Below are 24,411 nucleotides of genomic sequence, written 5' to 3' on the forward strand. Positions count from 1 at the left end.
AGCCCTGCGCCGAGCGGAACTGCCCCCCACCCCGGCCCTCCCCACCGCAAGCGGGGGGAGGGGGGAGGTCGCGGCTCGTCATCGCGGATGTGCACGTCGAAGAGGTCATCGGGCCAGCCAGCCTCCGTCGACGGGAAGGATCGCGCCATGGATGTAGGCGGCGGCGTCGCTCGCCAGAAACACGGCCGCGCCGCCGATATCCGAAGGCTTGCCCCAACGACCGGCCGGGATGCGGGCGAGGATCGCGGTATTGCGGTCGGGATCGGCGCGTAATGCTTCGGTGTTGTTGCTCTCGACATAGCCCGGGGCGATCGCGTTGACGTTGATGCCCTTTGCCGCCCACTCGCAGGCGAGCAGCCGTGTCAGGCCGGCGAGCCCGCTCTTGCTTGCGGTGTAAGAGGCGACGCGGATGCCGCCCTGGAAAGAAAGCAGCGAGGCGATGTTGACGATGCGCCCGCCGCGGCCGGCCGCGAGCGCGGCCTTGGCGAAGGCCTGGGCCAGGAAGAAATTGGCCTTGAGGTTGAGGTTCATCACCTCGTCCCAATCGCTCTCGCTGAAATCGAGCGCGTCGGCGCGGCGGATGATGCCGGCATTGTTGACAAGGATGTCGAGCGGGCCAGCGAGCTCTGAGGCCTGCTCGATAACGCGCTGGGCGATGCCGGTCTGCTGCAGGTCCGCCTGAAGCGCGAAGCAGGTTCCGCCGGCTTCCGCGATCAGCTGTTCGGTCTCCGCCATGCTCGAGCGCCCCGCCGCGACGACCCTGGCGCCAGCCTGCGCCAACGCCAGTGCGATGCCCTGGCCGATGCCGGTATTGCCGCCGGTGACCAGCGCCGTCCGGCCGTCCAGCGAGAAGGGCGAGCGCGTCACCATCAGCGCAGCGTCTCCACCGGGGCGGCGTCCATGTCGGTGAACTCGACATTGTCGCCGGCCATGGCCCAGACAAAGGAATAGTTCGAGGTGCCGCAGCCGCAATGGATCGACCAGTTCGGCGCGATCACCGCCTGCTCGTTGGCGACGAGCAAATGGCGGGTCTGCTGCGGCTCGCCCATGAAATGGAAGACGCGGTGGGCCGGGTCGAGATTGAAGTAGAGATAGGCCTCCATCCGCCGCGTATGGGTGTGGCAGGGCATGGAGTTCCAGACCGAGCCCGGCTCCAGCGCCGTCATGCCCATCACCAGCTGGTTGGTGCCGGTGCTGTTCGGCATGATGTATTGCCGGATGGTCCGCTTGTTCGAGGTCTCAGCTGCACCGAGATGGATGGTGTTGGCGTCTTCCTTGCGGATGAGCTGGTGCTTGGCCTCGCGATGCGCCGGCGCGCTGGTCAGGTAGAGCTTGGCCGGGTTGGCCGGGTCGGCGCTGGCGAAGGAGACCTCCTTGGCGCCGAGGCCGACATAGAGCGCATCGAGGCTCGGCAAGTCGAAGCGCTCACCGTCGACGGTGACCGAGCCGGCGCCGCCGAGATTGATCACGCCGAGCTCGCGGCGCGCCAGGAAGAAGGGCGTGCCGGTCGGTGGGAACGGATCGAGCGTCAGCGGCTTGGCGGCAGGCATCGCGCCGCCGACGATCATGCGGTCGTAGTGGCTATAGGTCAGCGCGACCTCGCCGGGCACGAAGATGCGCTCGATCAGGAAGTCCTGGCGTAGCGTTTCGGTGTCGTAACCGCGCACATCGCGGGGATGGGCGGCCTGGCGTTCGTCGATAGTTTTGGCGCTGGTCACAGCCGGTAGGCCTCCTTGGCCAGGCGGTAGGCGAGATCATGGGCGACTTCGGCAGCCTCGTCCTCGTCGAGACGATGCTCGGCGACGAGCTTGGCGAGGTAGGCGCAATCGCAGCGGCGGGCGACGTCGTGGCGTGCCGGGATCGAGAGATAGGCGCGGGTGTCGTCGTTGAAGCCGACGGTGTTGTAGAATCCGGCGGTCTCGGTAGTGAGCTCGCGGAAGCGCAGCATCGCCTCGGGCGCATCGAGGAACCACCAGCCCGGCCCGAGCTTCAGCGCGGGGTAATGGCCGGCGAGCGGGGCGAGCTCGCGCGAATAGCTGGTTTCGTCGAGGGTGAAGGCGATGACGGTGAGGTTCGGCTCGTTGCCGACCGCGTCGAGCAAAGGCTTCAGCGCCGAGACATAGTCCATGCCGCGCGGGATGTCGGCGCCCATGTCGCGGCCGAATTGCTCGAAGAGATAAGGGTTGTGGTTGCGGTGGGAGCCGGGGTGGATCTGCAGGACGAGCCCGTCGTCGAGGCTCATCTTCGCCATCTCGGTCAGCATCTGGCCGCGGAAGACGTCGGCGTCCTCGGCCGAGAATTTGCCCTTCAGGATCTTGCCGAAGAGCTTCTCGCACTCGGCCGCGGTCAGGTTGGCGGTGCGGGCTGTGGCATGGCCGTGGTCGGAGGAGGTCGCCCCGCGCTCGATGAAGTAGGCGCGGCGCTTGCGATGGGCTTCGAGATAGCCGTTCCAGCTGCCGACATCCTCGCCGGTCAGCTCGCCGAACTGCTCGAGATTGCCCTTGAAGCCCTCGAATTCGGGATCGACGACGCTGTCGGGACGATAGGCGGTGACGACCTTGCCGCCCCAGCCCGACTCCCTGATCATGTCGTGCCATTTCAGCGGATCGAGCGCGCCCTCGGTCGTGGCGATCGCCTCGATCTTGAAGCGCTCGAACAGCGCGCGCGGGCGCATCGCGTCCTGCTCCAGCTGCTCGGCGATGCGGTCATAGATGCGGTCGGCGCTCTCGGCCGAGAGGCGCTCGGTGATGCCGAAAATCGAGAAGGCGGCGTGCTCGAACCAGAGCCTGGTCGGCGTGCCCCGGAACAGATGCCAGTTGCTGGCGAACAACTGCCAGATCTTGCGCGGATCGCCCTCGACCTCGCCACCGTCCTTGCGGGCGATGCCGAGCTGCTCGAGTCTTATGCCCTGCGAATAGAGCATGCGGAAGATGTAGTGGTCCGGCTTGACGAACAGCGTCGCCGGATCGGGGAAGGGCTTGTCCTCGGCGAACCAGCGCGGATCGGTGTGGCCATGCGGCGAGATGATCGGCAGGTCGCGAATGCCGGCATAGAGGCGGCGCGCGATTCCGCGGGTCACCGGTTCGGCAGGCAAAAGACGATCGTCGTGCAGCAGCATTGCTGGCGTTTCCTCTGGCGGGCCGGACCATAGGGCCGGCATCGGTGGCGCGTCAATATACTAATATACTAGTATGCGCTGCTCCGCCGTGTTACGCCGTTCTTGGCCGCGGAGCGCGCATCGCGGTCCAATAAGGGAGTGATCATGGCCGGGATAGGACGATGTCGGAAGCGCTAGGGGGAGGCGACGTTGGAACCCTGCGCCGCGAGCGCAAGCCGCAGCGCCTCGCCGCAGCGTCCGCAGGCCGCGCCACGGCCGCTTCCATCGTGCAGGACGAACTCCGGCGCGAGATCCTCGACATGGTGCTCAGGCCCGGCGTGGCGCTGTCCGAGAAGGATCTCACCAGCCGCTTCGGCATGAGCCGCACGCCGGTACGCGAGGCGCTGATTCGCCTGAAGGAAGAAGGGCTGGTCGAGATCTTCCCGCAAGCCGGCACCTTCGTCGCGCGCATTCCGGTCGGAGCCATCCCCGAGGCTGTTTTCATTCGCCAGGCACTCGAATGCGCCACGGTCGAGGTGCTGGCACAGGCGGCGAGCGCCGATGACATCGCCCGGCTCGATGCGACGATCGCGCAGTTGCACGAGGCGCATGAGGCGAACGACCAGGAGCGTTTCCACCTTGCCGATGAGGCTTTCCACGAGGTGCTCGCCGAGGAGGCCGGCTATCCCGGCGTCTGGAAGCTCGCCCATGCCGCCAAGAGCCAGATCGATCGCTGCCGGCGGATGACGCTGCCGGTGCCGGGGCGGATGGCGATGGTGATCCGCGAGCATCTCGCGATCGTCGACGAGATCAGGCGGCACGACGCGACCGCTGCAGTCGGGGCAATGCGCCAGCATCTCGGCACGCTGCTGCCCGATCTGGTGAATCTGAAGGCGAGCTATCCGGATTATTTCGTGTGAGCTTTTGCTTGGACCCTTGCAGTTTGAAGCGCGGGGAGCCCCTCTCCCGGATGGGAGAGGGGTAGGGGTGAGGGACTGCCGCTGATCGTTGGAGCACGACGGTGCCGCTGCCTTCTTTGCAGATGGAGGAAGCCCATTTCCCGCCAGCGCTGAAGAACGCGCCGGCCCTGTTGCAGCTTCATTCTGAGAGGGCGGTCCCTCACCCCTACCCCTCTCCCACACGGGAGAGGGGATCCCGCGCCTGACGACTTGCCTCGCTCCCATCTCCCGCGCCATCTTGCGCCGCAACGATATGGAGGCGGGACGATGACGACGCGGCGCGATCTTCTGGCGGGAGCAGGCTTGGCCACGCTCGCAACCCAGCTTCCGCTCTCCGCCTTCGCGCAGGCGAAGGACAGCGTCGTGATTGGCATGACGCTGGAGCCGCCGACGCTCGATCCGACCTCAGGGGCGGCGCAGGCGATCCGCGAGGTCGTGCTGCAGAACGTCTTCGAGGGGCTGGTGGCGATGGACCGCACCGGCAAGCTCGTGCCCGCGCTGGCCGAGAGCTGGACGCTCGCGCCCGACAACCTCACCTACACCTTCAAGCTTCGGCCGAATGCGCGCTTCCACGACGGCACGCCGCTGTCCTCGCGCGACGTGAAATTTTCCTTGGAGCGCGCGGTCGCGCCCGATTCGACCAATGCCCAGCGCTGGATCTTCACGCCGATCTCCGGCATCGAGGCGCCCGATCCGGTCACGGTCGTGATCACGCTGAAGCAGCCGACGGCGAACTTCGTCTACGGTCTCTCCTGGGGCGACGCGGTCATCGTCTCGCAGGCTACCGCTGCGAACAACAAGACCAATCCGGTCGGCACCGGCCCATTCAAGTTCGCGCGCTGGAACCGCGGCGACCGGCTCGAACTGACGCGCAACGACGAGTACTGGGGCACCAAGCCCTCGCTGGCCAAGGCGGTCTTCCGCTTCATCTCCGATCCGCAGGCGCAGGTCGCGGCGCTGCGTGCCGGCGACATCGATGTCTTCACCAATCTCACGGCGCCGGAGGCGATCCCGCAGCTCAAGGCCGACCCGAAGCTCAGGGTCACGCTTGGCAAAACCGAGGGCGAGACTATTCTCGCCATCAACAACGCCAAGGCGCCGTTCAGCGATGTCCGGGTGCGCCAGGCGATCGCGCATGTGCTCGACCGCAAGACGATCGCGCTCGGCATTTACGGCTTCGACCTTGACTATATCGGCAGCCATTTCTCGCCGCTGCACCCGGCCTATGTCGACCTGACCGGCGCCTATCCGGTCGACCTCGCCAGGGCGAAGAGCCTGCTGGCGGCGGCGGGCTTCCCGAAAGGCTTCGAATGTACGCTGCGGCTGCCGCCGCCGGCCTATGCCAGGCGCGGCGGCGAGATCGTCGCGGCGCTGCTGGCGCAAATCGGGATCACCGCGAAGATCGAGCCGCTGGAATTCCCGCAATGGCTGGAGCGGGTGTTCAAGGCGCGGGATTTCGACCTGACCATCATCTCGCACACCGAGCCGCTCGACATCGCTAACTACGCCCGCGACGACTACTATTTCCAGTACAGGAATCCCGAATTCAAGGCGCTGATCGAAAAGATCGACCGCACCGTCGACGAGGCCGAGCGCAACAAGCTCTATGGCGAGGCCCAGCGCATGCTGGCGCGCGACGCGGTCAACGGCTTCCTCTTCATCCTGCCGAAGATCACCGTGACCAAGGCCGATCTCGACGGCATGTGGACCGACTGGCCGCTGCCGCTGACGCCGCTGGCGGAGGTGCGCTGGCGGTAGGTGTTTTTGCGATGACGATCGGGACATCCGCGGGGAACACCCTTCCCACACGGATTCCTCCGCGAAAGCGGAGCCTGGGCTCCCCCCTTCCCCCTTGTGGGGAAGGGTATGGGGATGGGGATGGGGGGCGAACGACCGGGCTCGAGGTTGTTTGTATGGGCGGATCGGGGCCGTCTCGCAGCCGATCGTTTCGACTTTCCGCCCCCCACCCCTTCCCCTCCCCACAGGGGGGAGGGGGGCCCGCGCCACGTCCTCGTTTCGCAGAGAAATCCACACGGGAGAAGGGTTCCCCGCGCCTCTCAAATCCGTTTCGCGTCGCCTCGTTCTGCCACAGTCTGCGGAGTGGCGAATGACCGCCTATCTCCTGCGCCGCCTCCTCTCCTTCGTCGCGACGCTGCTCGGCGCGGCGATCGTCATCTTCCTCGTGCTGGAAATCCTGCCGGGCGATCCGGCGGCGGTGACGCTCGGGCTCAATGCGGCGCCGGAGGCGCTGGCGGCGCTGCGGGCTGAGATGGGGCTCGACCAGCCGGCGCTGCTGCGATTCTTCAGCTGGATCGGCGGCCTCGTCACCGGCGATCTCGGCCTCAGCTACACCTATCGCGTGCCGGTGACGCAGTTGATCGGCGAGCGCATGGTGGTGACGCTGCCATTGGCCTCGATGGCGATCCTGCTTGCCTCCGCCATCGGCATCCCGCTCGGGGCGCTGGCCGCGGCCAACCACAACCGGGCCGGCGATGCTGCGGTGATGGTCTTCGCCCAGGCCGGGCTCGCCATCCCGAATTTCTGGTTCGGCCTGCTGCTCGTGCTGGTCTTCGCGGTCGGCGCCGGCTGGCTGCCGGCCGGCGGCTTTCCGGGCTGGCAGGCCGGCTTCTGGCCAGCGCTGAAATCGCTGCTGCTGCCGGCCATCGCGCTTGCTCTGCCGCAGGCGGCGATCCTCGCCCGCGTCACCCGCTCGGCCATGCTCGAGACGATGCAGGAGGATTATGTCCGCACCGCCCGCGCCAAGGGGGTGAGCCGGCGGCGCACCATGCTGCGCCATGTGCTGCGCAACGCCCTGATCCCGGTCGTCACCGTGCTGGGCCTGCAGTTTTCCGTGCTCCTTGCAGGAGCGATCATCATCGAGAACGTCTTCGCCTTGCCGGGGCTGGGCCGGCTCGTCTTCCAGTCGATCGCCCAGCACGACCTGATCGTGGTCAAGAATCTGGTGATGCTGTTCTCCGCCCTGGTCGTCTTCATCAACTTCGCGATCGAACTGCTCTACGGGCTGATCGATCCGCGCCTGCGGCAGGCGTCATGAGCGCGGTCGCGCCTCGCTCCCGCCCACGGCGTTGGTGGGCCGGGCCGTCCTTCCTGGCCGGCCTGCTGCTCGGCGGGCTCGTCGTCGCGATGGCGCTGATCTCCTATCTCTGGACGCCCTATGAGCCGACGCAGATGGCGATCCTGAAGCGCTTGCGTCCGCCCTCGGCCGAGCACTGGTTCGGCACCGACCAGTTCGGCCGCGACGTGTTTTCGATGATCATGGTCGGCGCGCGCAATTCGCTGGCGGTGGGCCTGGGTGCGGTCGGGCTCGGCCTGACGGCGGGCAGCGCGCTCGGGCTGATCGCTGCGATCCGGCGCGACGGCTGGCTCGACAATTTGATCATGCGCATGGCCGATTTCAGCCACGCCTTCCCGGCCGTGCTCTCGGCGATCATGATCAGCGCGGTCTGGGGGCCCGGCATGATGAATGCCGTGATTGCGATCGCGCTGTTCAGCCTGCCCTATTTCGCAAGACTTGCTCGGGGGGCGGCGTTGCAATGCTGGGCGCTCGACTATGTGCTGGCGGCGCGCGCCGCCGGGCTGACCGAGATGGCGATCACGCGCCAGCACGTCCTGCCCAACATCGCCGGCGTCCTGGTGGTGCAGGCGACGATCCAGTTCGCGCTCGCCATCCTCGCCGAAGCCGGCCTGTCCTATCTCGGCCTCGGCACGCAGCCGCCGGCGCCGTCCTGGGGGCGGATGCTCAACGAGGCGCAGACCTTCATGGCGGCGCAGCCCTGGCTCGCGATCTTCCCGGGCGCGGCGATCGCGCTCTCGGTGCTGGCCTTCAATTTGCTGGGTGACGGTTTGCGCGACGCGGTCGATCCGCGCATGCGCCGTTCGCGGGACTGACTATCAATATGATTGCGGAGACTTCCCGATGATCGAGTTCGCCGACCTCAGTGCTGTCGACATGCTCCGGGCCTTCCGCTCGCGCGAGCTCTCGCCGGTCGAGGTCACCGAGGCGGTGATCGCGCGCATCGAGATCTGGGAGCCGTCGCTGAAGGCGCTCTACGCCTATGATCCAGGGGGCGCCCGCGCCGCGGCGAAGGCGAGCGAAGCGCGCTGGCGCAACGGCGAGGCGCTGGCGCTCGACGGCGTGCCCTGCACGATCAAGGAGAACATCGCGACAAGAGGCGTGCCGGTGCCGCTCGGCACGGCGGCGATGGAGCTTGCCCCCGCCGCAGCGGATGCGCCGCCGGCGCAGCGCCTGCGCGAGGCCGGCTGCGTCATCCTCGCCAAGACGACGATGCCCGATTACGGCATGCTCTCCTCCGGCCTGTCGAGTTTCCACGAACTCGCCCGCAATCCGTTCGACCTCTCGAAGAATCCCGGCGGCTCCTCGGCCGGGGCGGGGGCGGCGGGAGCTGCGGGCTACGGCCCCTTACATGTCGGTACCGATATCGGCGGCTCGATCCGCCTGCCGGCTGGCTGGTGCGGACTTGTCGGCCTCAAGCCGAGCTTCGGCCGCGTGCCGATCGACCCGACCTATTACGGCCGCGTCGCCGGGCCGATGACGCGCACCGTCGCCGATGCCGCGCTGATGATGCGCGAATTGTCGAAGCCGGACGAGCGCGATCCGATGTGCCTGCCGCCGCAGGAGATCGCCTGGAGCGCTCTCGAACGCGAGCCGCGTGGCCTCAAGATCGGACTTCAACTCGAAGCCGGCATCGGCCTGCCGGTCGAGCTGGAGGTGAGGGCGGCTATCGCCAATGCGGCCGACGCCTTCCGCAAGGCAGGGGCGATCGTTGAGATCATGCCGTCCTTCCTGACGCAGGACATGCTCGACGGGCTCGACGATTTCTGGCGCCAGCGCGCTTGGGCCGAGATCGGCGCGCTGCCGAAGGAGCGACAGGAGAGGGTGCTGCCCTACATCTACGCCTGGGCCGAGCGTGGCCGCTCGCTCACCGGCGCGCAGGTCCATCGCGGCATGAGCCAGATGCTGGCGATCCGCCATGCGGCGTTGAAGGCAGCCGCGCCCTTTGATTATGTGCTCTCGCCGGTCTCGCCGGTGCCGAGCTTTGCCGCCGAGTTGGCCTCGCCGCTGCATGATCCCGAGCGACCCTTCGAGCACATCGTCTTTACGGTAGCGGCCAACATGTCGGACCAGCCGGCGATCTCAGTGCATGCCGGCATGACCACATCCGGCCTGCCGATCGGCCTGCAGATCACCGGAAAACGCTTCGACGATCTCGGCGTTCTGCAGATGGCGCGGGCGTGGGAGAGGCTGCGCGGGGCGGGGCCGGAGTGGCCGCGGGTGCCGCGGGTTTCGAGCGCTGTAGGCTGAGCACGACATATCCCCTCTCCCCTTGCGGGAGAGGGTTAGGGTGAGGGGTCGCGCGCCCTCTCCGTCATGCTCGCCCTTGTGGCGAGCATCCACGTCTTGAACATGGTTTGAAGTAAAGGCGTGGATGGTCGGGACGAGCCCGACCATGACGAGTCTGCGTTGCGCGACCCCTCATCCGGCCCTTCGGGCCACCTTCTCCCGCAAGGGGAGAAGGGAAGAGGGCCTTTAAGCCTTCTTCTTCCCAGCCGTGTTCAGCACTGCGGCGGCCCGGACAAGCGCCGTCAGCGCCGCCTCGTCGATCGCAGCGCCCTCATGGATGTCGATGGCGCGCCGGGTGTTGCCATCGAGGCTCGAATTGAACAGGCCTGAAGGGTCAGGGAGTGAGGCGCCCTTGGCGAAGGTCAGCTTCACCGCGGCCTTGTAGGTCTCGCCGGTGCAGATGATGCCGGCATGTTCCCAGACCGGGACGCCGCGCCATTTCCAGGTTTCAACCACCTCGGGATCGGCCTGCCGGATGATGGCGCGGACTTTTGCGAGTGCCGCGCCGCGCCAATCGCTCAGTTCCGCGATCCGGGCATCGATCTGCTCGGAGGCTGAGGCCGTGTCGCCGGTCTTGTCGTCTGCCTGCTTCATCGGGCCGATCTCCTCATAACCGTCGTTACATCTTCTCGCCGGGCAAGGCGGCCGCCTGCTTCACCCAGGCGGTGAACCGGGCCTCGTCGAGCCCGTCGTCCTCGTGGATGTCGAGATAGCGCACCTCCTTCTGCTTCGAGGTGCCGGGCGGGACGGGATCGAGCGAGGCGCCGCGGAAGAAGGCGACCTTCACGTATTTCGCGAAGACATGGATGCCGAGGAACCAGTAGTCGTCTTTGAGCCCATAGAGCGGCGAGTTCCATTTGACCGCTTTCCTCACCTCCGGGACGGCGCTGGTGATCAGAGCATCGAGGCGGGCTCCGAGCTCGCTTTTCCAGCCCGGCATGGCGGCGATGTAGGCCTGCACCGGCGCATCGCCATAACCCTTGGCGATCTGCGGATTGCCGCCCGAAAGCAGGACGGGTTCCGTGCTCGCGCTGGCCTCTCCTGCCGTCTTCGTCGCCGTCTTCTTCGCCGATGCCTTTATGGTCTTGCCCGCCATGTCCCGACTCCTACCCGTCAACCCGCTGCCCGCTCCGCCAGCCGGCGACATAGGGCAATGCGAACATGTAGAGGCCCGAGAAAATCAGCAGGAACAGCGGCAGCAGCGGCGAATAGACGATCCAGGCCGGCGGCGGTCCCAGCGCCATGGCGACGAAATTGGCGATGACGGTCGCCGTGAAGATGATGGCGAGCCAGCGATGGCCCTGCCGAATAGCGCTGCTCCAGGTCATGAGCACCTCCTTGCAAATGTGAGACCCGACATCGTCACTCTGCCCGCGCCAGCAGCTGTTCCAGCTTACCGAAGAACTCCTGCCAGCCGGCCTTGGCGCCGCCAAAAGCCTGCTTCTGCTCCGGCCGGAAGCCTGCCTGCTCCATGCGCAGCAGCGTGCCCTTGGCAGTCGGGGTGAGCGTGAAGGTCACGACGCTCTTCATGTCGAAGGCAGGGTCCTCATGGGCGAAGTCCCAGGTGTAGGACAGCGTCCGGTTCGGCTCGATGTCGAGAACCTCGCAATCGAGCACGCCGCCCCACTCACCGCGCAGGTTGAAGCGATGGCCGACAACCGGCGCGAAGTCGTTCTTCATCAGCCATTCCGCGATCAGATGCGGCTGCGTCAGCGCGCGCCAGAGCTTCTCCGGCGGATGGGCGATCTCGCGCTCGACGGTGACGGAGCGCGTTTGCGTTGTGGCGGTGCTCATTGATCCATCCTTGTGAGCAAATTTTCGAGGTCGTCGAACCGCGCCTCCCAGAACCCGGCCATCTGGCTGGTCCAGTCGATCAGCGGGGAGAGCGCGCCGAGCTGGGCGCTGTAATGAGTCTGGCGGCCGGCATGGCGATCGCGCACCAGCCCGGCCAGCTTCAGCACGCCGAGATGTTTCGAGACGGCCGGTTGCGAGACCCCGGCCTGCGCGGTCAGCGCCCCGACCGTCTGCTCGCCGTCCCGGCACAGGCGCTCGAAGATGGCGCGCCGCGTCGGGTCGGCCAGCGTCCTGAAGAGCAGATCGTGAGCATCCTGCATCGAGATCAATAACCCGTTGGCTATGGGTTTATTCATAACCACGGAGATATGAATTGGTCAAGTGCCCTCGTGGGCCATGCGGGGCAGGGGGCAAAGTGATCGCTCGAAAGTCGGACACATCCCCTTCCCCCCGCTTGCGGTGGGGAAGGGTTAGGGATGGGGGGCCGCAAAGCAGGATTCGACTACTCTTCCAATGAAGCGCCGAGCGGCGCTGCCCCCCACCCAACCCTCCCCACCGCAAGCGGGGGGAGGGCTTGAACCCATCACGAACGGTGGAGCGTTTCTTCAAGCGAGCGCTCTGAGGGGGAAGCGGCCCGGGGTGCTGGACTGCACCGAGCCGTTCCCGCAGGATGCCTCATGAAACCGTGGGGACCGTCGCTGTCTGCACGCCCCCCTCCTGCCTTCATGGAACCTCACATGGATCTGATGCTGAACGGCAAGCGCGCTTTGGTCACGGGCGGCAGCAAGGGGATCGGCCGCGCCATTGCGCGGCAGCTGGCGCTTGAGGGCGCGGATGTCGTCATCGCCGCGCGCAACCAGGCGGAACTCGATGCTGCTGCTGCCGAGCTAGCGCAGGAGACCGGACGCAAGGTCATTGGGCTCAGCGTCGACACGCAGGACGATGCCTCGGTCAAGGCTCTGATCGCCGGCACCGTGGCGGCGCTGGGCGGACTCGATATCCTCGTCAATGCCGCCGCCAAGCCCGGCGGGCAGGCGACGCCGCCCAAGCTCGCCGAGATCACCGACGCGCTGTTCTTCGACGACGTGAACGTCAAGGTGATGGGCTATCTCCGGATGGCCCGCGAAGCCGCGCCGGTGATGGAGGCCAATGGCTGGGGCCGGATCATCAACATCAGCGGGCTCGCGGCGCGCCTGACCGGCTCGACCATCGGCTCGATCCGCAATGTCGCGGTCGCGGCGCTGACCAAGAACCTCGCTGACGAACTCGGCCCGAAGGGCATCAACGTCACCGTGGTGCATCCGGGCACGACGCGCACCGAGAAGACGCCGGGCGTGGTCGCGGCGCGGGCGGCGGCGTCCGGAATGGCGGCCGAGGAGGTCGAGCGCCGCATGGCGGCCAATGTCACGATCGGCCGGCTGGTCGACATGGCCGAGGTCGCCGACATCGTCGCCTTCCTGGCCTCGCCGCGCAGCATCGCGATCAATGGCGACGCCGTCGCCTGCGGCGGCGGCTCGAAGGGCGCGATCCACTACTGAGCGGTCGCGCCCTGCCGGACAGTCCCCATAGCCCTCATCCTGAGGAGCGCTCCGCAGGAGCGCGTCTCGAAGGATGTTTCAGGAGGCTCCCGAGACAGCTGGACCATCCTTCGAGACGGCCGCTTGCGCGGCCTCCTCAGGATGAGGGCTGAGGGAGCCGAGCTGCCTTCAGAACAGCGCGGTCGGCGCGACCTCGGCGATCACCATCAGCGCGAACCCGAGCAGGCCGAGGCCCACGCCGGTCCAGGCGAGTAGGGCAACGCCGGTGATGATCGCCGCTGAGGCGACGACGATGGCGATCTGCAGCAGGCCCGAGACGATGTCGTATTTGTCGTCGCGGGCGCTGGAGATGTCGCGCCGGGCCTCGGCCGCCTTGGCGCGGGCGATCAGCTCCTTGCGGCCCTCATTGGTCTCAGGCTCCGACTCATAGCGGACGATCGTCGCCTTCCAGCTGTCGATGCGCTTCTGCAAGCGCTCGCGTGCCGCCGGCTCGGTGGCATTGGCGAGCTCGATCTCCATCGCTTCGGCTGCGGTGCGTAGTGTTGTGCCGCGGATCGTCTTGGCCTGGAAGAAGGCCCAGAGATTGGAGGCCTCGATGTTCTTGGACAGCGCGTCCTGCTCGGCGTTCTTGCCGCCGATCTCGGAGAAGGCGAGCAGGAGCGCGAGAATGCCGATCAGTAGGGCGATACGCTTGTTTGTCTTGCTGGTCGGCTGATTGTCTTCGGTGACGTCTGGTGCGGCTGAAGCCATGCGTGATTCCCCCCGGAAAGGCCCTGCCTGATGGCCGGGTCGGGTGACGGAATCAAGCCGATTTCACGGAGACGGGCTGGCTATCCCCGGGCGCGTGGATGGGCGGAATCATAAGCCGCGAGCAGGCGGGTGGAATCGATCCGGATGTAGATCTGCGTCGTCGAGAGCGAGGCGTGGCCGAGCAGCTCCTGGATGGCGCGCAGATCCCCGCCGCGGCCGAGCAGATGGGTGGCGAAGGAATGGCGCAGCGCATGCGGCGTCGCGCTGCTGGCCAAGCCGAGCGAGCCGCGCAAACCCTCGACCGCGAGCTGGATGATCCGCGGCGAAAGCGGCCCGCCCTTGACGCCGACGAAGAGCGGGCCCTCCGGCGCGAGCCGCCACGGGCATTGCACGAGATAGGTGGCGATGGCCTCGATGACGATGGGCAGCACCGGTACCATCCGGGTCTTGCCGCCCTTGCCGAGCACGGTCAGCGCGTCGGCTGTGCTCACCGGCGCCTGCGAGCGCTTTAGGCCGAGCGCCTCGGAGATGCGCAGCCCACTGCCATAGAGCAAGGAGAGCACGGCGGCGTCGCGGGCGAGAACCCAATCGGGCCGTTCCTCGCCGGCGCGGCTGTCGGCCCTGGTCACCGCCGCGGCGGCCTTGGCGTCGAGCGGGCGAGGCAGCCCCTTGCCGAGCCGTGGCCCGCGCGTCGCGGCGAAGGCGGCGGCGGTCAGCCGGCCGCTGCGCTCGCCGAAGCGCGCCAGCGAGCGCAATGCTGCGAGCTGGCGCATCAAGGTGCGGTTGCCGACGCCGTCGCGGCGGCGATAGCCCAGGAAGGCGCGCAGATCGGCCGGCTTCAGGGCAGCGATGGCCTTCAGCGTCGGCGTCGTATCGAGATGATGGGTCAGGAAGGTGGCGAACTGGGCGATGTCGCGGCCATAGGCCTCGAGCGTCTTCGGCGAGAGCCGGCGCTCATGGCCGAGATGGGCGAGCCAGTCGCGCCGGAGGGTGTCGAAATCGCTCATGCGTCAGTTCACATTTCGGCGGTCATCCCGGGCGACCGAAGGGAGACCCGGGACCCATTCCGGAACCGTTCAGGAATGGATCCCGGATCGGCGCCGCTGACGCGGCTTGTCCGGGATGACTGGTCTGGGTCTGTCAACTCGATCCCGATGATGCAGCTTGAGGCTTAACAAGCGCTGTCCGGAGCGATCTCTGGCTGCTATGAACCCGTAAGAAATTTGTTCAGGGCTGACCAAGTTGCACGCTCCCGATCCCCACGGCCTGATCTTCCCCTTCCCCGAGCCGCCGGCGCCGGGCCAGCTGATCGAGGTCGCGCCCGGCATCTTCTGGGCCAGGATCGCGCTGCCGTTCCGGCTCGACCACGTCAACATCTACCTGATCGAGGATGGCGACGGCTTCGCCGTGATCGACACCGGCATCGGCGACGAGGCGACCAGGCAGGCCTGGCTGGCGCTGATGGCGGGTGCGCTCGCCGGCAAGCGCCTGACCCGGCTGTTCGTCACGCATTTCCATCCCGACCATATCGGCCTCGCCGGCTGGCTGCATGAGCGCTTCGGGACGCCGCTCCTGACCAGCCAGACCAGCTATCTCGGCTGCCTCAACATCTCGCTCAGTCCCGGCGCCTCCGAAGCGCCGGTCTACAAGGACTTCTATCTGCGCCACGGCCTCTCCGCCGAGGTGACTTCGGTCGTCTCGACGCTCGGCCATGGCTATCTCCGCCAGGTCACGCCGTTGCCGCCGACCTTCACCCGCATCGTCGCGGGCGACGTGCTGAGAATCGGCGGCCGTGATTTCTTCGTGCTGTCGGGCGATGGCCACGCGCCGGAGCAGCTGATGTTCCATTGCCCGGAGGCCAATGTCTTCCTGGCGGCGGACCAGGTGCTGGCCAAGATCACGCCCAATATCAGCGTCTGGGCGGTCGACCCCGAGGGCGATCCGCTCGGCCTTTATCTGCGCTCGCTGAAGGAGCTGCCGCGAGCGATCCCGCCGGGGGCGCTGGTGCTGCCCGGACATCAATTGCCGTTCTACGGACTTGCGGAGCGCTGCGCTGCGCTCGCCGCCCATCATGGCGAACGCTGCCGGCTGATCGCCGACGCCGTCGCCGAGGGGCCGCATTCGGTCGCCGAATTGGTGCCGGTGATGTTCACCCGGCCGCTCGATCCGCACCAGCTCTCCTTCGCCTTCAGCGAGGTGTTCGCGCATGTGAACGCGATGCTGCGGCAGGGTGAGTTGCGCTGGGCCGAGCCGAAGGCCGGCATCATGCGGGTCACGGCGGGCTGAGATCGGCACATTTAAAATTAAGGATGATCCGAGAAGGCGGCTGTGCTGCGTCCGCCGGTCCACGCGGAATTAGGATTCCCGCGGCATCAATGCACGTGATGAGCGCGCGGGCGGTTCGGAACAACCCGGACCCAGCCTGCGTCATGTGTTCGGCAGTGACGACGACGGGGACCATGGCGCTACCGGCGATGCTTCGGGCGATGCGACCGCATCATTGGGCGAAGAACGGCCTCGTCTTCGTGCCGATACTGCTCAACCACGATGTTTTCGCCTCGAAGGCGCTGCTCTACGGTCTCGTCGCCTTCGTCTCGTTCTCGCTGATGGCGTCGTCGATCTACCTGCTCAACGACATCATGGACATCGAGGCCGACCGCCGTCATCCGACCAAGTGCAGGCGCCCGCTCGCCGCCGGCGAGATCAGCAAGAGCCAGGCCTATGCGATGGTGCCTTGCCTGCTGATCGTCTCGGTCGCGCTGACGGCGCTGCTGCCGCGGCCGGACCTCTATCTGATGGCCTGGGGCGCCTATCTCGTATTGGCGCTCGCCTATCTCTTCGTGCTGAAGCGCAAGCTCCTGGTCGACGTGCTCGGCCTCGCCTCCCTGCACACGATGCGCATCATCGCCGGCAATGCGGCGGCAGCGGTTCCGATCTCGTCCTGGCTGCTTGCCTTCTCGATGTTCCTGTTCCTGAGTCTGGCGCTGATGAAGCGTTACGCGGAGCTGCGCATCACTCAGGATCAGTCCGGGCTGAAGAAGGCGGGCCGAGGCTATCACGCCGAGGATATCGAGGCGCTGTCGCAGCTCGGCATGGCCTCGGGCTGCACCTGCGCGCTGATCATGGCGCTCTATGTCGACAGCGCCGCGGTCAAGCAACTCTATCGCCATCCCGAGATGATCTGGCTGGTCTGCCCGATCATCCTCTACCAGATGGCGCGCATGTGGTTCCTGGCCCGGCGCGGCACTATGCCGGACGATCCGCTGATGTTCATGATCCGGGATTGGCGCAGCCAGCTGATGGGCGCGGTCGTCGTCGTGATCATGGTCGGAGCGAAAGTGTTGCCGTGAGCGATGAGCGCGCTGTCCTGCGCTCCTGGGGCGGGCTGGAGGCCAGGGATTCCGCGCTGATTGAGCCGGATGACTGGCTCGCCGGGCGCCAAAGCAATCCGCCTGTGCTGGCCTATGGCAATGGCCGCTCTTATGGCGATTCCTGCCTGAACGATGGCGGCGGCCTGATCGTGGCGCGCCGGCTCGGCCGTGTCCTCTCCTTTGACGTCGAGACGGGGATCATGGTTTGCGAGGCCGGGGTGCTGCTCGACGAGGTGCTGAAGCTCTGCGTCCCGGCCGGCTGGTTTCCGCCGGTGACGCCCGGCACCAGTCTCGTTACCATCGCCGGGGCACTCGCCAACGACGTCCACGGCAAGAACCATCACCGCGCCGGCACCTTCGGGCGGCAAGTGCGCAGCTTCGAGCTCGCCCGCTCGGACGGCTCAGTACTGACCTGCTCGCCGATCGAGAATGCCGAGCTCTTCGCCGCGACGATCGGCGGGATGGGGCTGACCGGGCTCGTTACGCAGGTCGAGTTGCAACTGATGCCAGTTGATTCCGCAGAGATACTGCAGGAAGCGATCCATTTCGACGGGTTCGATGCCTTCTTCGCCATCGCGGCAGCGTCCGACGCGACGCATGACTACACTGTCGCCTGGGTCGATTCACTCGCCGGCGGCCGGCATTTCGGGCGCGGCGTGTTCTTCCGCGCCAATCATGCGCCGGCCTCCGACGCTCCGCCGGCGAAGGCCGCGCCGACCTTGCCGTTCCCGCTCAAGCCGCCCTTTGCGCTGATCAATCGGCTGAGCTTGCGCGCCTTCAACGCGCTCTATCGCGCCGCACAGCCGCGGACGCCGGAGCCGCGGCGCCTCGCCTATCGCCCGTTCTTCTACCCGCTCGACCGCATCCGCGACTGGAACCGCGCCTATGGGCCGAAGGGTCTGCGCCAGTTCCAGTGCGCCGTGCCGATGGCGACTGCGCGCGAGGCGGTAGACGAGATGCTGCGCCTGACGCTGAGGGCGGGCGAGAGCTCGTTCCTCACCGTGCTGAAGCTGTTCGGCGACGTGCCCTCGCCGGGGATGATGTCCTTCCCGATCCCCGGCGCGACGCTGACGCTCGACTTCCCGCATCGCGGCGAGCGCACCCTGAAGCTGCTCGATGCGCTCGACCGAATCGCGATCGAGGCTGGCGGACGGGTCAATCCCTACAAGGACGCGCGCATGTCGGCTGAGACCTTCGAGGCCTCCTTCCCGCATTGGCGCGACTTCGCGCGCCATATCGATCCCGGCTTCTCGTCGAGCTTCTGGCGGCGGGTGACGGGCGGCTAGCTCAGCCCGGTCCGGCCGTGCCGGCTGCAACGATGTCCGTGCGGTTAAAGTCGTCGCCGACGAAGAGCAGCGGGCAATCATGCTGCCGCGCCAGCTGATAGGCGAAGCAATCGCCGAAGTTGAGCCCGGCCGGAGCGACGCCCTTGCCCCAGGCGCGATAGGCCTCGGCGACGCCGTGCGCGGTCGAAAGGTCAGCCGTCTCGACCGCAAAGCCGAGGCCGCCGAGCAAGTCCGCCATCTCGGCCTGCACGCCGCGCCGCTCCGCCACGATCAGCGCCTCGGCAACGGTCACCGCCGAGATCGAGAGGTTCGGCTCCTCGGCGAGCGTGGTCATGCAACGCTCTGCCTCGGGCTCGTCGAGCACGATCGCCATCAGCGCCGAGGTGTCGACGACGATCATCGCGGCATGCCGCCATCGTCGTAGAGGAAGTCCTGACTGCGCGCCGCGTCCGGCCCGGCCAGAGTCTTCTCCGCTCCCGAAAGCCGCACGCGCTCCATCAGCACGCGGCGCTCAGCTCGTCCGATCGCGCGCCGCACCGGAACGAGACGCACAGCCTCCTGACCGTGCCGGGTCAGAACGACAGCCTCGCCCGCCTCGGCCCGGCGGACCAACTCGGTCAGTTGGGCCTTTGCGTCGGTGACGGATATGCGCATGCCAAAGCGACCTCCAATATCCCCTAATATGGACTATTCGATAGTCCATATCAAGGAGAGCTGAGGAAGACGAGCTTCAGGCTGCAGTCATTGCCGCCTGCTCGACCGCCGTCACCGTCAGCAGGTGCTTCTTGCCATCGCGGGCGGTCCAGGCGATCGACTGGCCGGCGGCGAGGCCGATCAGCGCGGCGCCGATCGGGGTCAGCACCGAGATGCGGCCCTGCTCGATATCGGCCTCGCCGGGATAGACGAGCTGGACGCGGCGATGCTGGGCGCTGTCCGAATCGAAGGTGACGAAGGAGCCCATGCGCACGACATCGGCCGGCAGCTTGCCGGGCGCGACGACCTTGGCGCGGTCCATCTCGGCGAGCAGTTCCTCGGCGACCTCGGGCACGCGCTCGAGCGCCGTGGTGGCGAGGCCGGTCAGGCGCTCATGGTCGATCTCGCTGACGATGATCTTCGGCTTGCGATGGGTCTTCTGGGTCAGTTGGGTCATGGGCCTTGTATCCTGCGATGGCGCGCGCGACGGCGGCGCCAGAGCGCGACCGGCAAGTTCAAAAGGGTTTTTTGGGGAGAGACGCCTTGGGGCCCATGCTGCACCGAGAAGGGACAACATCGGCGACGCCCCTGGACTCGGGGCGCGCTCGGGCCGAGTCCGGGGCTAGGATTCCGCGATCGGGGCGATCCGGATCACGAGATTGGGCTTCGTCGTCATACCAATAGACTTGGGGGCGAGCGCCTTGCTGTCAAGGTAGGGCGGTGCTTCGGGCTCAAAGCAAAAGGGCCGGCGTGAGCCGGCCCTTCAACAAGCGGAGTAGTCAACCTGGCTCAGCCCTTCGCCACCGCGACCTTGCGCAGATAGTCGGTGACGATGCGGGTGATGCCGCGCGAGAGCAGGTCGTCGAGTGCATCGATGAACTGATCGCACTGCTCGCGGGTGACGATCAGCGGCGGTTCGAGCCGGATGACGTTGCGGTTGTACTCGGTGAAGGCGACGAGCACGTCGTAATCCTTCAGGAGGAGCGCGCCGATGAAGCCGCAGAGCGAGCCCTTCAGCTTGTCGTCGAGCAGCGCGACCATGTGCTTCACGCCGAAGGGCATCGCCTCGCTGATGTCCTGGAACTCGACGCCGATCATCAGGCCGCGGCCGCGAATCTCCTTGAGCAGGGTCGGATGCTTGGCGCGCAATTCGTTCAGGCGCTCGATCAGGTAGTCGCCCTGGCGCTTCGCATTGCCCATCAGGTCCTCGTCATAGAGGACGTTGAGGGCCTCGATGGCGCTGACGCAGGCTTCGCCCATGCCGCCGAAGGTGGCCTGGGCATGGATCAGCGCCGTCTTCGGCTTGCCATAGGCCTTCATGTAGAGCTCGCGGCGGGCGATCATCGCGCCCATCGCCGCCTTCGAGCCGCCGAGTGCCTTGGCGAGCGCGGTCACGTCCGGAACGACGCCGTCACGCTCGAAGGCGAAGAACTGGCCGGTGCGGCCGAGCCCGCATTGCACCTCGTCGGCGATCCAGAGCACGCCGTGCTTGTCGCAGAGCGCGCGCAATTGCCGCCAAAAACCGTCCGGTGCCTCGACGATGCCGCCGCCGCCCTGGATCGTCTCCATCACGACGATGCCGATGCTGGGATCGCTCTCGAGCGCTCGCCGCACTGCCTCGATGTCGCCGAAGGGCACCTTCACCCGGTTCTCGACCAGCTTGAACTGCGACTGGTAGAGCGTCGAGTCGGTGACCGAGAGCACGCCCTTGGTCTTGCCGTGGAAGGAGTTGGCGGCGTGCAGGATCTTGGATTTGGCCGGTCCCTGCGCCTGCTCGGCGACCTTCAGCGCGGCTTCCATCGCCTCCGAGCCGGTCGAGCCGAGGAAGACCATGTCGAGATCGCCGGGCGAGATGGTGGCGAGGTTCTTCGCCAGCGCCGAGGCGTATTGCGACATGAACGCCATGCAGATCTCATGGCGGTTCTCGTCCTGGAATTTCTTCCGCGCGGCGACGATGCGCGGATGGTTGTGGCCGAAGGCGACCGAGCAGAAGCCGCCGAAGAAATCGAGGATCTTGCGGCCATCCCTGGTGATGTAGTGCATGCCCTCGGCGCGATCGACGAGGATATTGTCGAAGCCGAGCAGCTTGAGGAAATGCACCTGGCCCGGATTGATATGGGCGGTGAAGAGCTCCTTGACCTGCTGGGCGTCGAGTTGCTTGGCGGCTTCGACGCTGAGCAATTGCGGGCGCGAGGGCTGCGGGGCTGCCTCGTCCGTCTTGTAGGCGGGCATGCTCATGCGGCCTTCCTCCTCTGTTCGTCCCTGGCCTTGCGGTATTCGGTATAGGCCGCCATCAGCATGTCCTCGTCGCGATGTTGCGGCGCCCAGCCGAGCTCGCGCTTGGCCTTGGAGGTGTCGAGGATGCAGATCTCGTCGGCGATCATGTACTGCTCGGGATCCATGATCGGCAGGTTGATCGCATCGAGGCCATTCAGCGTCAGCTTGACCAGCGAGGCCGGCGTCGGCAGCAGGATCGACTTCGAGCCGGCATGCTTGATCAGGTCGCCGAGCAGCTTCTTGACCGGCGGCGGATCGTCCGAGCCGAGATTATAGGCGCTGTTCGGAAAATCCGCCTTCCACGCGGCGATGCAGGCGCTGGCGCAGTCGAAGACCGAGATGAACTGGTAGGGGTTGTTCCCTGAACCGATCATCGGCACCGGCAGATTCATGTCGATCAGCTTGAACAGCTTGACCAGGATGCCCAGGCGGCCCGGCCCGATGATCAGGCGCGGCCGGAAGATCGGGATGCGGAAGCCCTTGTCGCGATAGGTCTGGCAGAGCGCTTCGGTCGCGAGCTTGCTCTCGCCATATTCGCCGAGCGGCTTGGCCGGATGGGTCTCGTCCTGCGGGACGGTGACCGAATGGCCGTAGATCATGTCGGTGGTGAAGTGGACGAGCCGATTGGCGCCGTTTGTCTCCATCCAGGTCAGGATGTTCTGTGTGCCGTGGTAATTCACCGGCCAGAAGAAGTTGTGGCGTTCCTTCCGGGTCACGATCGGCGACAGCATCTTGGCCGAGAGGTTGTAGACGAGATCATCGGGCGTCAGCGCGATGCTCTCGAGGCTCGCCGGATCGGTCACGTCGGCGCGCTGGAACGGCACCTTGCCATAGTGCGGATGGGCACTCTTCTGGATGTCGCAGACGAGAACCTCCTCGCCCATGGCGGCGAGATCCGCCGCCAGGCGCGAGCCGACAAAGCCGTCGCCGCCGATGATGATGTGCTTCATGTCTCGTTTCGCTGCTGTTTAGCGTCAGCGTCGCGCGTCGGGGCGGCGTGCCGGGACCGGGATCGGCTTCAGCTGCGGCTGGGCCGGAGCGAAGAGAGTGCCGAGACGGAGAATGAAGCGGGCGAACAGGTCCATGACGTCCCTCAGCTCTGTGCAATGAAAACGGTGCCCAGGACGATGAAGCCGATGCCGGCGATGCGCGCCGGGCTCAGATCCTCCTGGAAGACGAAGTAGGCGTAAACGGCGACCACGACGTAGGCGAGGCTCAAGAACGGGTACGCGTAGCTGATCTGTACCTTCGATAGCACGATCAGGTGCGAGGCCATGCTCACCACGAAGGTGCATAGCCCAGCGAAGACGAAGGGGTTGAAGACGACGCGGAAGATGGTGGGAATCAGTCCGTCATTGCCGACATCGAGCGCCCCGACCCCGCCCATGCCGCGCTTCAGCATCAGTTGCGCCGCTGCGTTGGTCAGCACCGTGAACAGGATCAACGGCAGGTAGGCGTTCATCGGCGCTGGAGTTCCGGGTGGCAGATGCAGCCTTGGATCGCGCAGAAACTACTTCAAATGCCTTACGCTACAGAAGGTTATCGCCCTGTAACCTTAAGAGTGTGCTGCGCCGAACGATGAAACCGCAGGAGATGCGCGCGCGGCGGCGCACGGAAGGCGGTGTTGGCGGACAACGCGGCGATTGAACCATGTCGGCGGCTCGCTTATGGCTAATGAATCGTTAACCGAGGGTGCCCTCCGATATGGCCAGTCTGTTCCGGCTCGTGCCCGATATGCGCGCCGAACTGCTGCAGGTGAATTCCTGGGCACGGCCGCATCAAGCCGGCTTTGCCGCTGCGCAGCGCGCAGCGCGTTATGGCGCGGCCGGGCCGGAGGCTTCCGCCTTCGTGGCAGCCAGGCGCGAGGCGACGCTGGCGCGGCTCGGAGAGGGGGCTGCGAGCTGGAACGGCTGGGCCGGCGAGATGGCGCGGCTGCGCGGCCGGATCGGCGCCGACGGGCCGCTCCTTGCCCTCTGGCGCCTGCTTGCCGATGTCGAGCTGGTCGACGAGATCTTCGAAGGCGACTTCAATGTCGCCGGCATCATCTTTCCGGCCGCCGCCCGTTTCGCCGGCAGCGCCTTCTGCGGCGATGCCTGGTTTTCCGAAGCGCATTTCCACGGCCCGGCCAGCTTCCGCGATGCGAGCTTCCGCAGCGACGCCTTTTTCGACCGGGCGCACTTCGCCGGAGATGCCGATTTCGGCGCGGCGACCCTCCACGGCACCGCCGAGTTCCGCGACATGCGCTGCGAGGGAGTGGCCTGCTTCGTCGAGGCTGAGTTCTCCGGCGACGCCTGGTTCCGCGGCTCGCGTTTCGACGGCGTGACGCAGTTCCGCGGCGTGCGCCATGGGGGCGAGGCCGGCTTCGGCGAATGCCAGTTTGCCGCTGCGGCCGATTTCGGCGAAGTCGAATTCGCCGGCAATGCCGGCTTCGAGGAAGCCCGTTTCGGGCAACTGGCGACCTTCGCCGGCGCGCGCTTCGACCGCGGCGCCTGGTTCAGCAATGCCGCTTTCGACGGCCGCTCGAATTTCGAGCGTGCCCGCTTCCGCGGCCGCCGACACTTCGAGGGCATTTCGCTGGCGGCCCAGGTCTCTCCCGTCGCGCAGCAGATCGCGGCATTGGAACAGCTGCAGTTCGGCCGGCGCTGATCCGGCGCTGACCCGGAGACCATCGCTTCACTACCCAGTCTGGCCGGTTCTGGCCCGCGCCTTGCTAGCTCTTTCTCTGACCATCGCCCTCTTGGCGGCTGCGATCTGTGAGGACGAGATGAAGCGCGAAGAGCTCACCGAGAAGATTCTCGACATCAAGCGCGAGAAGGGCTGGAGCTGGAAACATATCACCGACGAGATCGGCGGCATGTCGGAGGTGCTGGTGATCGGTGCCCTGCTCGGCCAGATGAAGCTGGTGAAGCCGCTCGCCGAGAAGGCGGCGACGCTGTTCAGCCTCTCGGAAAACGAGAAACGCATGCTGAACGAGGTGCCTTATCGCGGCACCGGCACGCCGATGCCGCCGACCGATCCGCTGATCTACCGCTTCTACGAGATGGTGATGGTCAACGGCCCCGCCTGGAAGGCGCTGATCGAGGAGGAGTTCGGCGACGGCATCATGTCGGCGATCGACTTCAACATCGCCTTCGAGCGCGAGCCGAACCCCAAGGGCGACCGGGTCAGGATCGCCATGTCGGGCAAGTTCCTGCCGTACAAATACTACGGCAACGAGCAGGGCATTCCGGACTACGGCTTCAAGGAAGACTGATCAGGCTCAG

27 protein-coding genes are annotated in these 24,411 nt (G+C 66.5%); 11 read left to right on the forward strand and 16 right to left on the reverse strand.

Features of this window, described 5'->3' with window-relative positions:
• Positions 1-105: 105 nt before the first annotated feature.
• The 3 genes from kduD to uxaC are packed head-to-tail and all read right to left on the reverse strand — an operon-like array spanning position 106 to position 3,118.
• Positions 106-870, reverse strand: a complete 765-nt coding sequence (gene kduD, locus ACSQ24_RS04155) for a 2-dehydro-3-deoxy-D-gluconate 5-dehydrogenase KduD (protein ID WP_436093462.1) — start codon at positions 868-870, stop codon at positions 106-108.
• Positions 870-1,718, reverse strand: a complete 849-nt coding sequence (gene kduI / locus ACSQ24_RS04160) for a 5-dehydro-4-deoxy-D-glucuronate isomerase (RefSeq protein ID WP_436093463.1) — start codon at positions 1,716-1,718, stop codon at positions 870-872. Before kduI ends, kduD begins: the two co-directional genes overlap by 1 nt.
• Positions 1,715-3,118 carry a glucuronate isomerase gene (gene uxaC, locus ACSQ24_RS04165; protein WP_436093464.1) on the reverse strand — a complete coding sequence of 468 codons (1,404 nt, stop codon included), beginning with the start codon at positions 3,116-3,118 and terminating at the stop codon, positions 1,715-1,717. The genes kduI and uxaC overlap by 4 nt, the downstream gene beginning before the upstream one ends.
• Before the next feature lie 161 nt (positions 3,119-3,279).
• Here uxaC and ACSQ24_RS04170 point away from each other — a divergent pair, with 161 nt between their 5' ends.
• The 5 genes from ACSQ24_RS04170 to ACSQ24_RS04190 all read left to right on the forward strand — a co-directional run bounded on the left by ACSQ24_RS04170 (position 3,280) and on the right by ACSQ24_RS04190 (position 9,400).
• On the forward strand, positions 3,280-4,017 hold the full coding sequence (locus tag ACSQ24_RS04170) for a GntR family transcriptional regulator (RefSeq protein ID WP_436093465.1): 738 nt from the start codon (positions 3,280-3,282) through the stop codon (positions 4,015-4,017).
• A 306-nt stretch (positions 4,018-4,323) separates the two neighbouring features.
• Positions 4,324-5,814: an ABC transporter substrate-binding protein gene (locus ACSQ24_RS04175; RefSeq protein WP_436093466.1), complete on the forward strand. Its 1,491-nt coding sequence runs from the start codon at positions 4,324-4,326 to the stop codon at positions 5,812-5,814.
• A 349-nt stretch (positions 5,815-6,163) separates the two neighbouring features.
• Positions 6,164-7,111: an ABC transporter permease gene (locus ACSQ24_RS04180; protein ID WP_436093467.1), complete on the forward strand. Its 948-nt coding sequence runs from the start codon at positions 6,164-6,166 to the stop codon at positions 7,109-7,111.
• Complete coding sequence (locus ACSQ24_RS04185) at positions 7,108-7,965, forward strand: ABC transporter permease (protein ID WP_436093468.1); 858 nt, start codon at positions 7,108-7,110, stop codon at positions 7,963-7,965. The genes ACSQ24_RS04180 and ACSQ24_RS04185 overlap by 4 nt, the downstream gene beginning before the upstream one ends.
• A 28-nt stretch (positions 7,966-7,993) precedes the next feature.
• A complete protein-coding gene (locus tag ACSQ24_RS04190; protein WP_436093469.1) occupies positions 7,994-9,400 on the forward strand; it encodes an amidase in 1,407 nt (468 codons plus the stop codon).
• Positions 9,401-9,625: 225 nt separating this feature from the next.
• Here the strand turns inward: ACSQ24_RS04190 and ACSQ24_RS04195 are convergent, their stop codons facing one another.
• Genes ACSQ24_RS04195 through ACSQ24_RS04215 form a run of 5 tightly spaced genes read right to left on the reverse strand, consistent with a single transcriptional unit; the run spans position 9,626 to position 11,553 of the window.
• Positions 9,626-10,033, reverse strand: coding sequence for a DUF1801 domain-containing protein (locus tag ACSQ24_RS04195; protein ID WP_436093470.1), 408 nt, complete (start codon positions 10,031-10,033; stop codon positions 9,626-9,628).
• 25 nt (positions 10,034-10,058) lie between these two features.
• Entirely contained in the window at positions 10,059-10,535 is a 477-nt protein-coding gene (locus ACSQ24_RS04200) for a DUF1801 domain-containing protein (RefSeq protein ID WP_436093471.1), read from the reverse strand.
• Between the two features lie 10 nt (positions 10,536-10,545).
• The gene (locus ACSQ24_RS04205) at positions 10,546-10,767 is read right to left on the reverse strand and encodes a hypothetical protein (RefSeq protein WP_436093472.1); all 222 of its coding nucleotides are present in this window, start codon (positions 10,765-10,767) and stop codon (positions 10,546-10,548) included.
• A 34-nt stretch (positions 10,768-10,801) separates the two neighbouring features.
• Positions 10,802-11,233, reverse strand: a complete 432-nt coding sequence (locus ACSQ24_RS04210; RefSeq protein WP_436093473.1) for an SRPBCC family protein — start codon at positions 11,231-11,233, stop codon at positions 10,802-10,804.
• Positions 11,230-11,553, reverse strand: coding sequence for an ArsR/SmtB family transcription factor (locus ACSQ24_RS04215; RefSeq protein WP_436093474.1), 324 nt, complete (start codon positions 11,551-11,553; stop codon positions 11,230-11,232). Before ACSQ24_RS04215 ends, ACSQ24_RS04210 begins: the two co-directional genes overlap by 4 nt.
• Positions 11,554-11,970: 417 nt before the next feature.
• On the opposite strand from ACSQ24_RS04215, the gene ACSQ24_RS04220 reads away from it, so the two are divergent.
• Complete coding sequence (locus tag ACSQ24_RS04220) at positions 11,971-12,771, forward strand: SDR family NAD(P)-dependent oxidoreductase (protein WP_436093475.1); 801 nt, start codon at positions 11,971-11,973, stop codon at positions 12,769-12,771.
• Between the two features lie 168 nt (positions 12,772-12,939).
• Here ACSQ24_RS04220 and ACSQ24_RS04225 read toward each other — a convergent pair whose 3' ends face one another.
• A complete protein-coding gene (locus ACSQ24_RS04225; protein WP_436093476.1) occupies positions 12,940-13,521 on the reverse strand; it encodes a DUF4337 domain-containing protein in 582 nt (193 codons plus the stop codon).
• Positions 13,522-13,601: 80 nt separating this feature from the next.
• Complete coding sequence (locus tag ACSQ24_RS04230; protein WP_436093477.1) at positions 13,602-14,528, reverse strand: tyrosine recombinase XerC; 927 nt, start codon at positions 14,526-14,528, stop codon at positions 13,602-13,604.
• Between the two features lie 235 nt (positions 14,529-14,763).
• Here ACSQ24_RS04230 and ACSQ24_RS04235 point away from each other — a divergent pair, with 235 nt between their 5' ends.
• From ACSQ24_RS04235 to ACSQ24_RS04245, 3 genes are all read left to right on the forward strand, one after another.
• Entirely contained in the window at positions 14,764-15,807 is a 1,044-nt protein-coding gene (locus ACSQ24_RS04235; RefSeq protein ID WP_436093478.1) for an MBL fold metallo-hydrolase, read from the forward strand.
• 143 nt (positions 15,808-15,950) lie between these two features.
• Positions 15,951-16,871: a UbiA family prenyltransferase gene (locus ACSQ24_RS04240; protein ID WP_436093479.1), complete on the forward strand. Its 921-nt coding sequence runs from the start codon at positions 15,951-15,953 to the stop codon at positions 16,869-16,871.
• Entirely contained in the window at positions 16,868-18,178 is a 1,311-nt protein-coding gene (locus ACSQ24_RS04245) for an FAD-binding oxidoreductase (RefSeq protein WP_436093480.1), read from the forward strand. Before ACSQ24_RS04240 ends, ACSQ24_RS04245 begins: the two co-directional genes overlap by 4 nt.
• Before the next feature lies 1 nt (position 18,179).
• On the opposite strand, the gene ACSQ24_RS04250 is transcribed toward ACSQ24_RS04245, so the two are convergent.
• The 6 genes from ACSQ24_RS04250 to ACSQ24_RS04275 all read right to left on the reverse strand — a co-directional run bounded on the left by ACSQ24_RS04250 (position 18,180) and on the right by ACSQ24_RS04275 (position 22,610).
• Positions 18,180-18,578, reverse strand: a complete 399-nt coding sequence (locus ACSQ24_RS04250; RefSeq protein ID WP_436093481.1) for a type II toxin-antitoxin system VapC family toxin — start codon at positions 18,576-18,578, stop codon at positions 18,180-18,182.
• Positions 18,575-18,832 carry a type II toxin-antitoxin system Phd/YefM family antitoxin gene (locus tag ACSQ24_RS04255; RefSeq protein ID WP_436093482.1) on the reverse strand — a complete coding sequence of 86 codons (258 nt, stop codon included), beginning with the start codon at positions 18,830-18,832 and terminating at the stop codon, positions 18,575-18,577. The genes ACSQ24_RS04250 and ACSQ24_RS04255 overlap by 4 nt, the downstream gene beginning before the upstream one ends.
• Positions 18,833-18,908: 76 nt before the next feature.
• On the reverse strand, positions 18,909-19,328 hold the full coding sequence (gene rnk / locus ACSQ24_RS04260; RefSeq protein ID WP_436093483.1) for a nucleoside diphosphate kinase regulator: 420 nt from the start codon (positions 19,326-19,328) through the stop codon (positions 18,909-18,911).
• A 332-nt stretch (positions 19,329-19,660) separates the two neighbouring features.
• Complete coding sequence (locus tag ACSQ24_RS04265; protein ID WP_436093484.1) at positions 19,661-21,109, reverse strand: aspartate aminotransferase family protein; 1,449 nt, start codon at positions 21,107-21,109, stop codon at positions 19,661-19,663.
• Positions 21,106-22,098, reverse strand: coding sequence for an NAD-dependent epimerase/dehydratase family protein (locus ACSQ24_RS04270; protein ID WP_436093485.1), 993 nt, complete (start codon positions 22,096-22,098; stop codon positions 21,106-21,108). The genes ACSQ24_RS04265 and ACSQ24_RS04270 overlap by 4 nt, the downstream gene beginning before the upstream one ends.
• A 143-nt stretch (positions 22,099-22,241) precedes the next feature.
• On the reverse strand, positions 22,242-22,610 hold the full coding sequence (locus ACSQ24_RS04275; protein ID WP_436093486.1) for a transporter: 369 nt from the start codon (positions 22,608-22,610) through the stop codon (positions 22,242-22,244).
• Between the two features lie 242 nt (positions 22,611-22,852).
• Between ACSQ24_RS04275 and ACSQ24_RS04280 the strand changes: the two genes are divergently transcribed.
• Together ACSQ24_RS04280 and cynS are read left to right on the forward strand one after the other, a co-directional pair.
• Complete coding sequence (locus ACSQ24_RS04280; protein ID WP_436093487.1) at positions 22,853-23,794, forward strand: pentapeptide repeat-containing protein; 942 nt, start codon at positions 22,853-22,855, stop codon at positions 23,792-23,794.
• A gap of 118 nt (positions 23,795-23,912) precedes the next feature.
• Positions 23,913-24,401, forward strand: a complete 489-nt coding sequence (cynS, locus tag ACSQ24_RS04285) for a cyanase (protein WP_436093488.1) — start codon at positions 23,913-23,915, stop codon at positions 24,399-24,401.
• Positions 24,402-24,411 lie beyond the last annotated feature (10 nt).

Source organism: Allobosea sp. LjRoot237, from assembly GCF_964253285.1.
Taxonomy (GTDB): domain Bacteria; phylum Pseudomonadota; class Alphaproteobacteria; order Rhizobiales; family Beijerinckiaceae; genus Allobosea.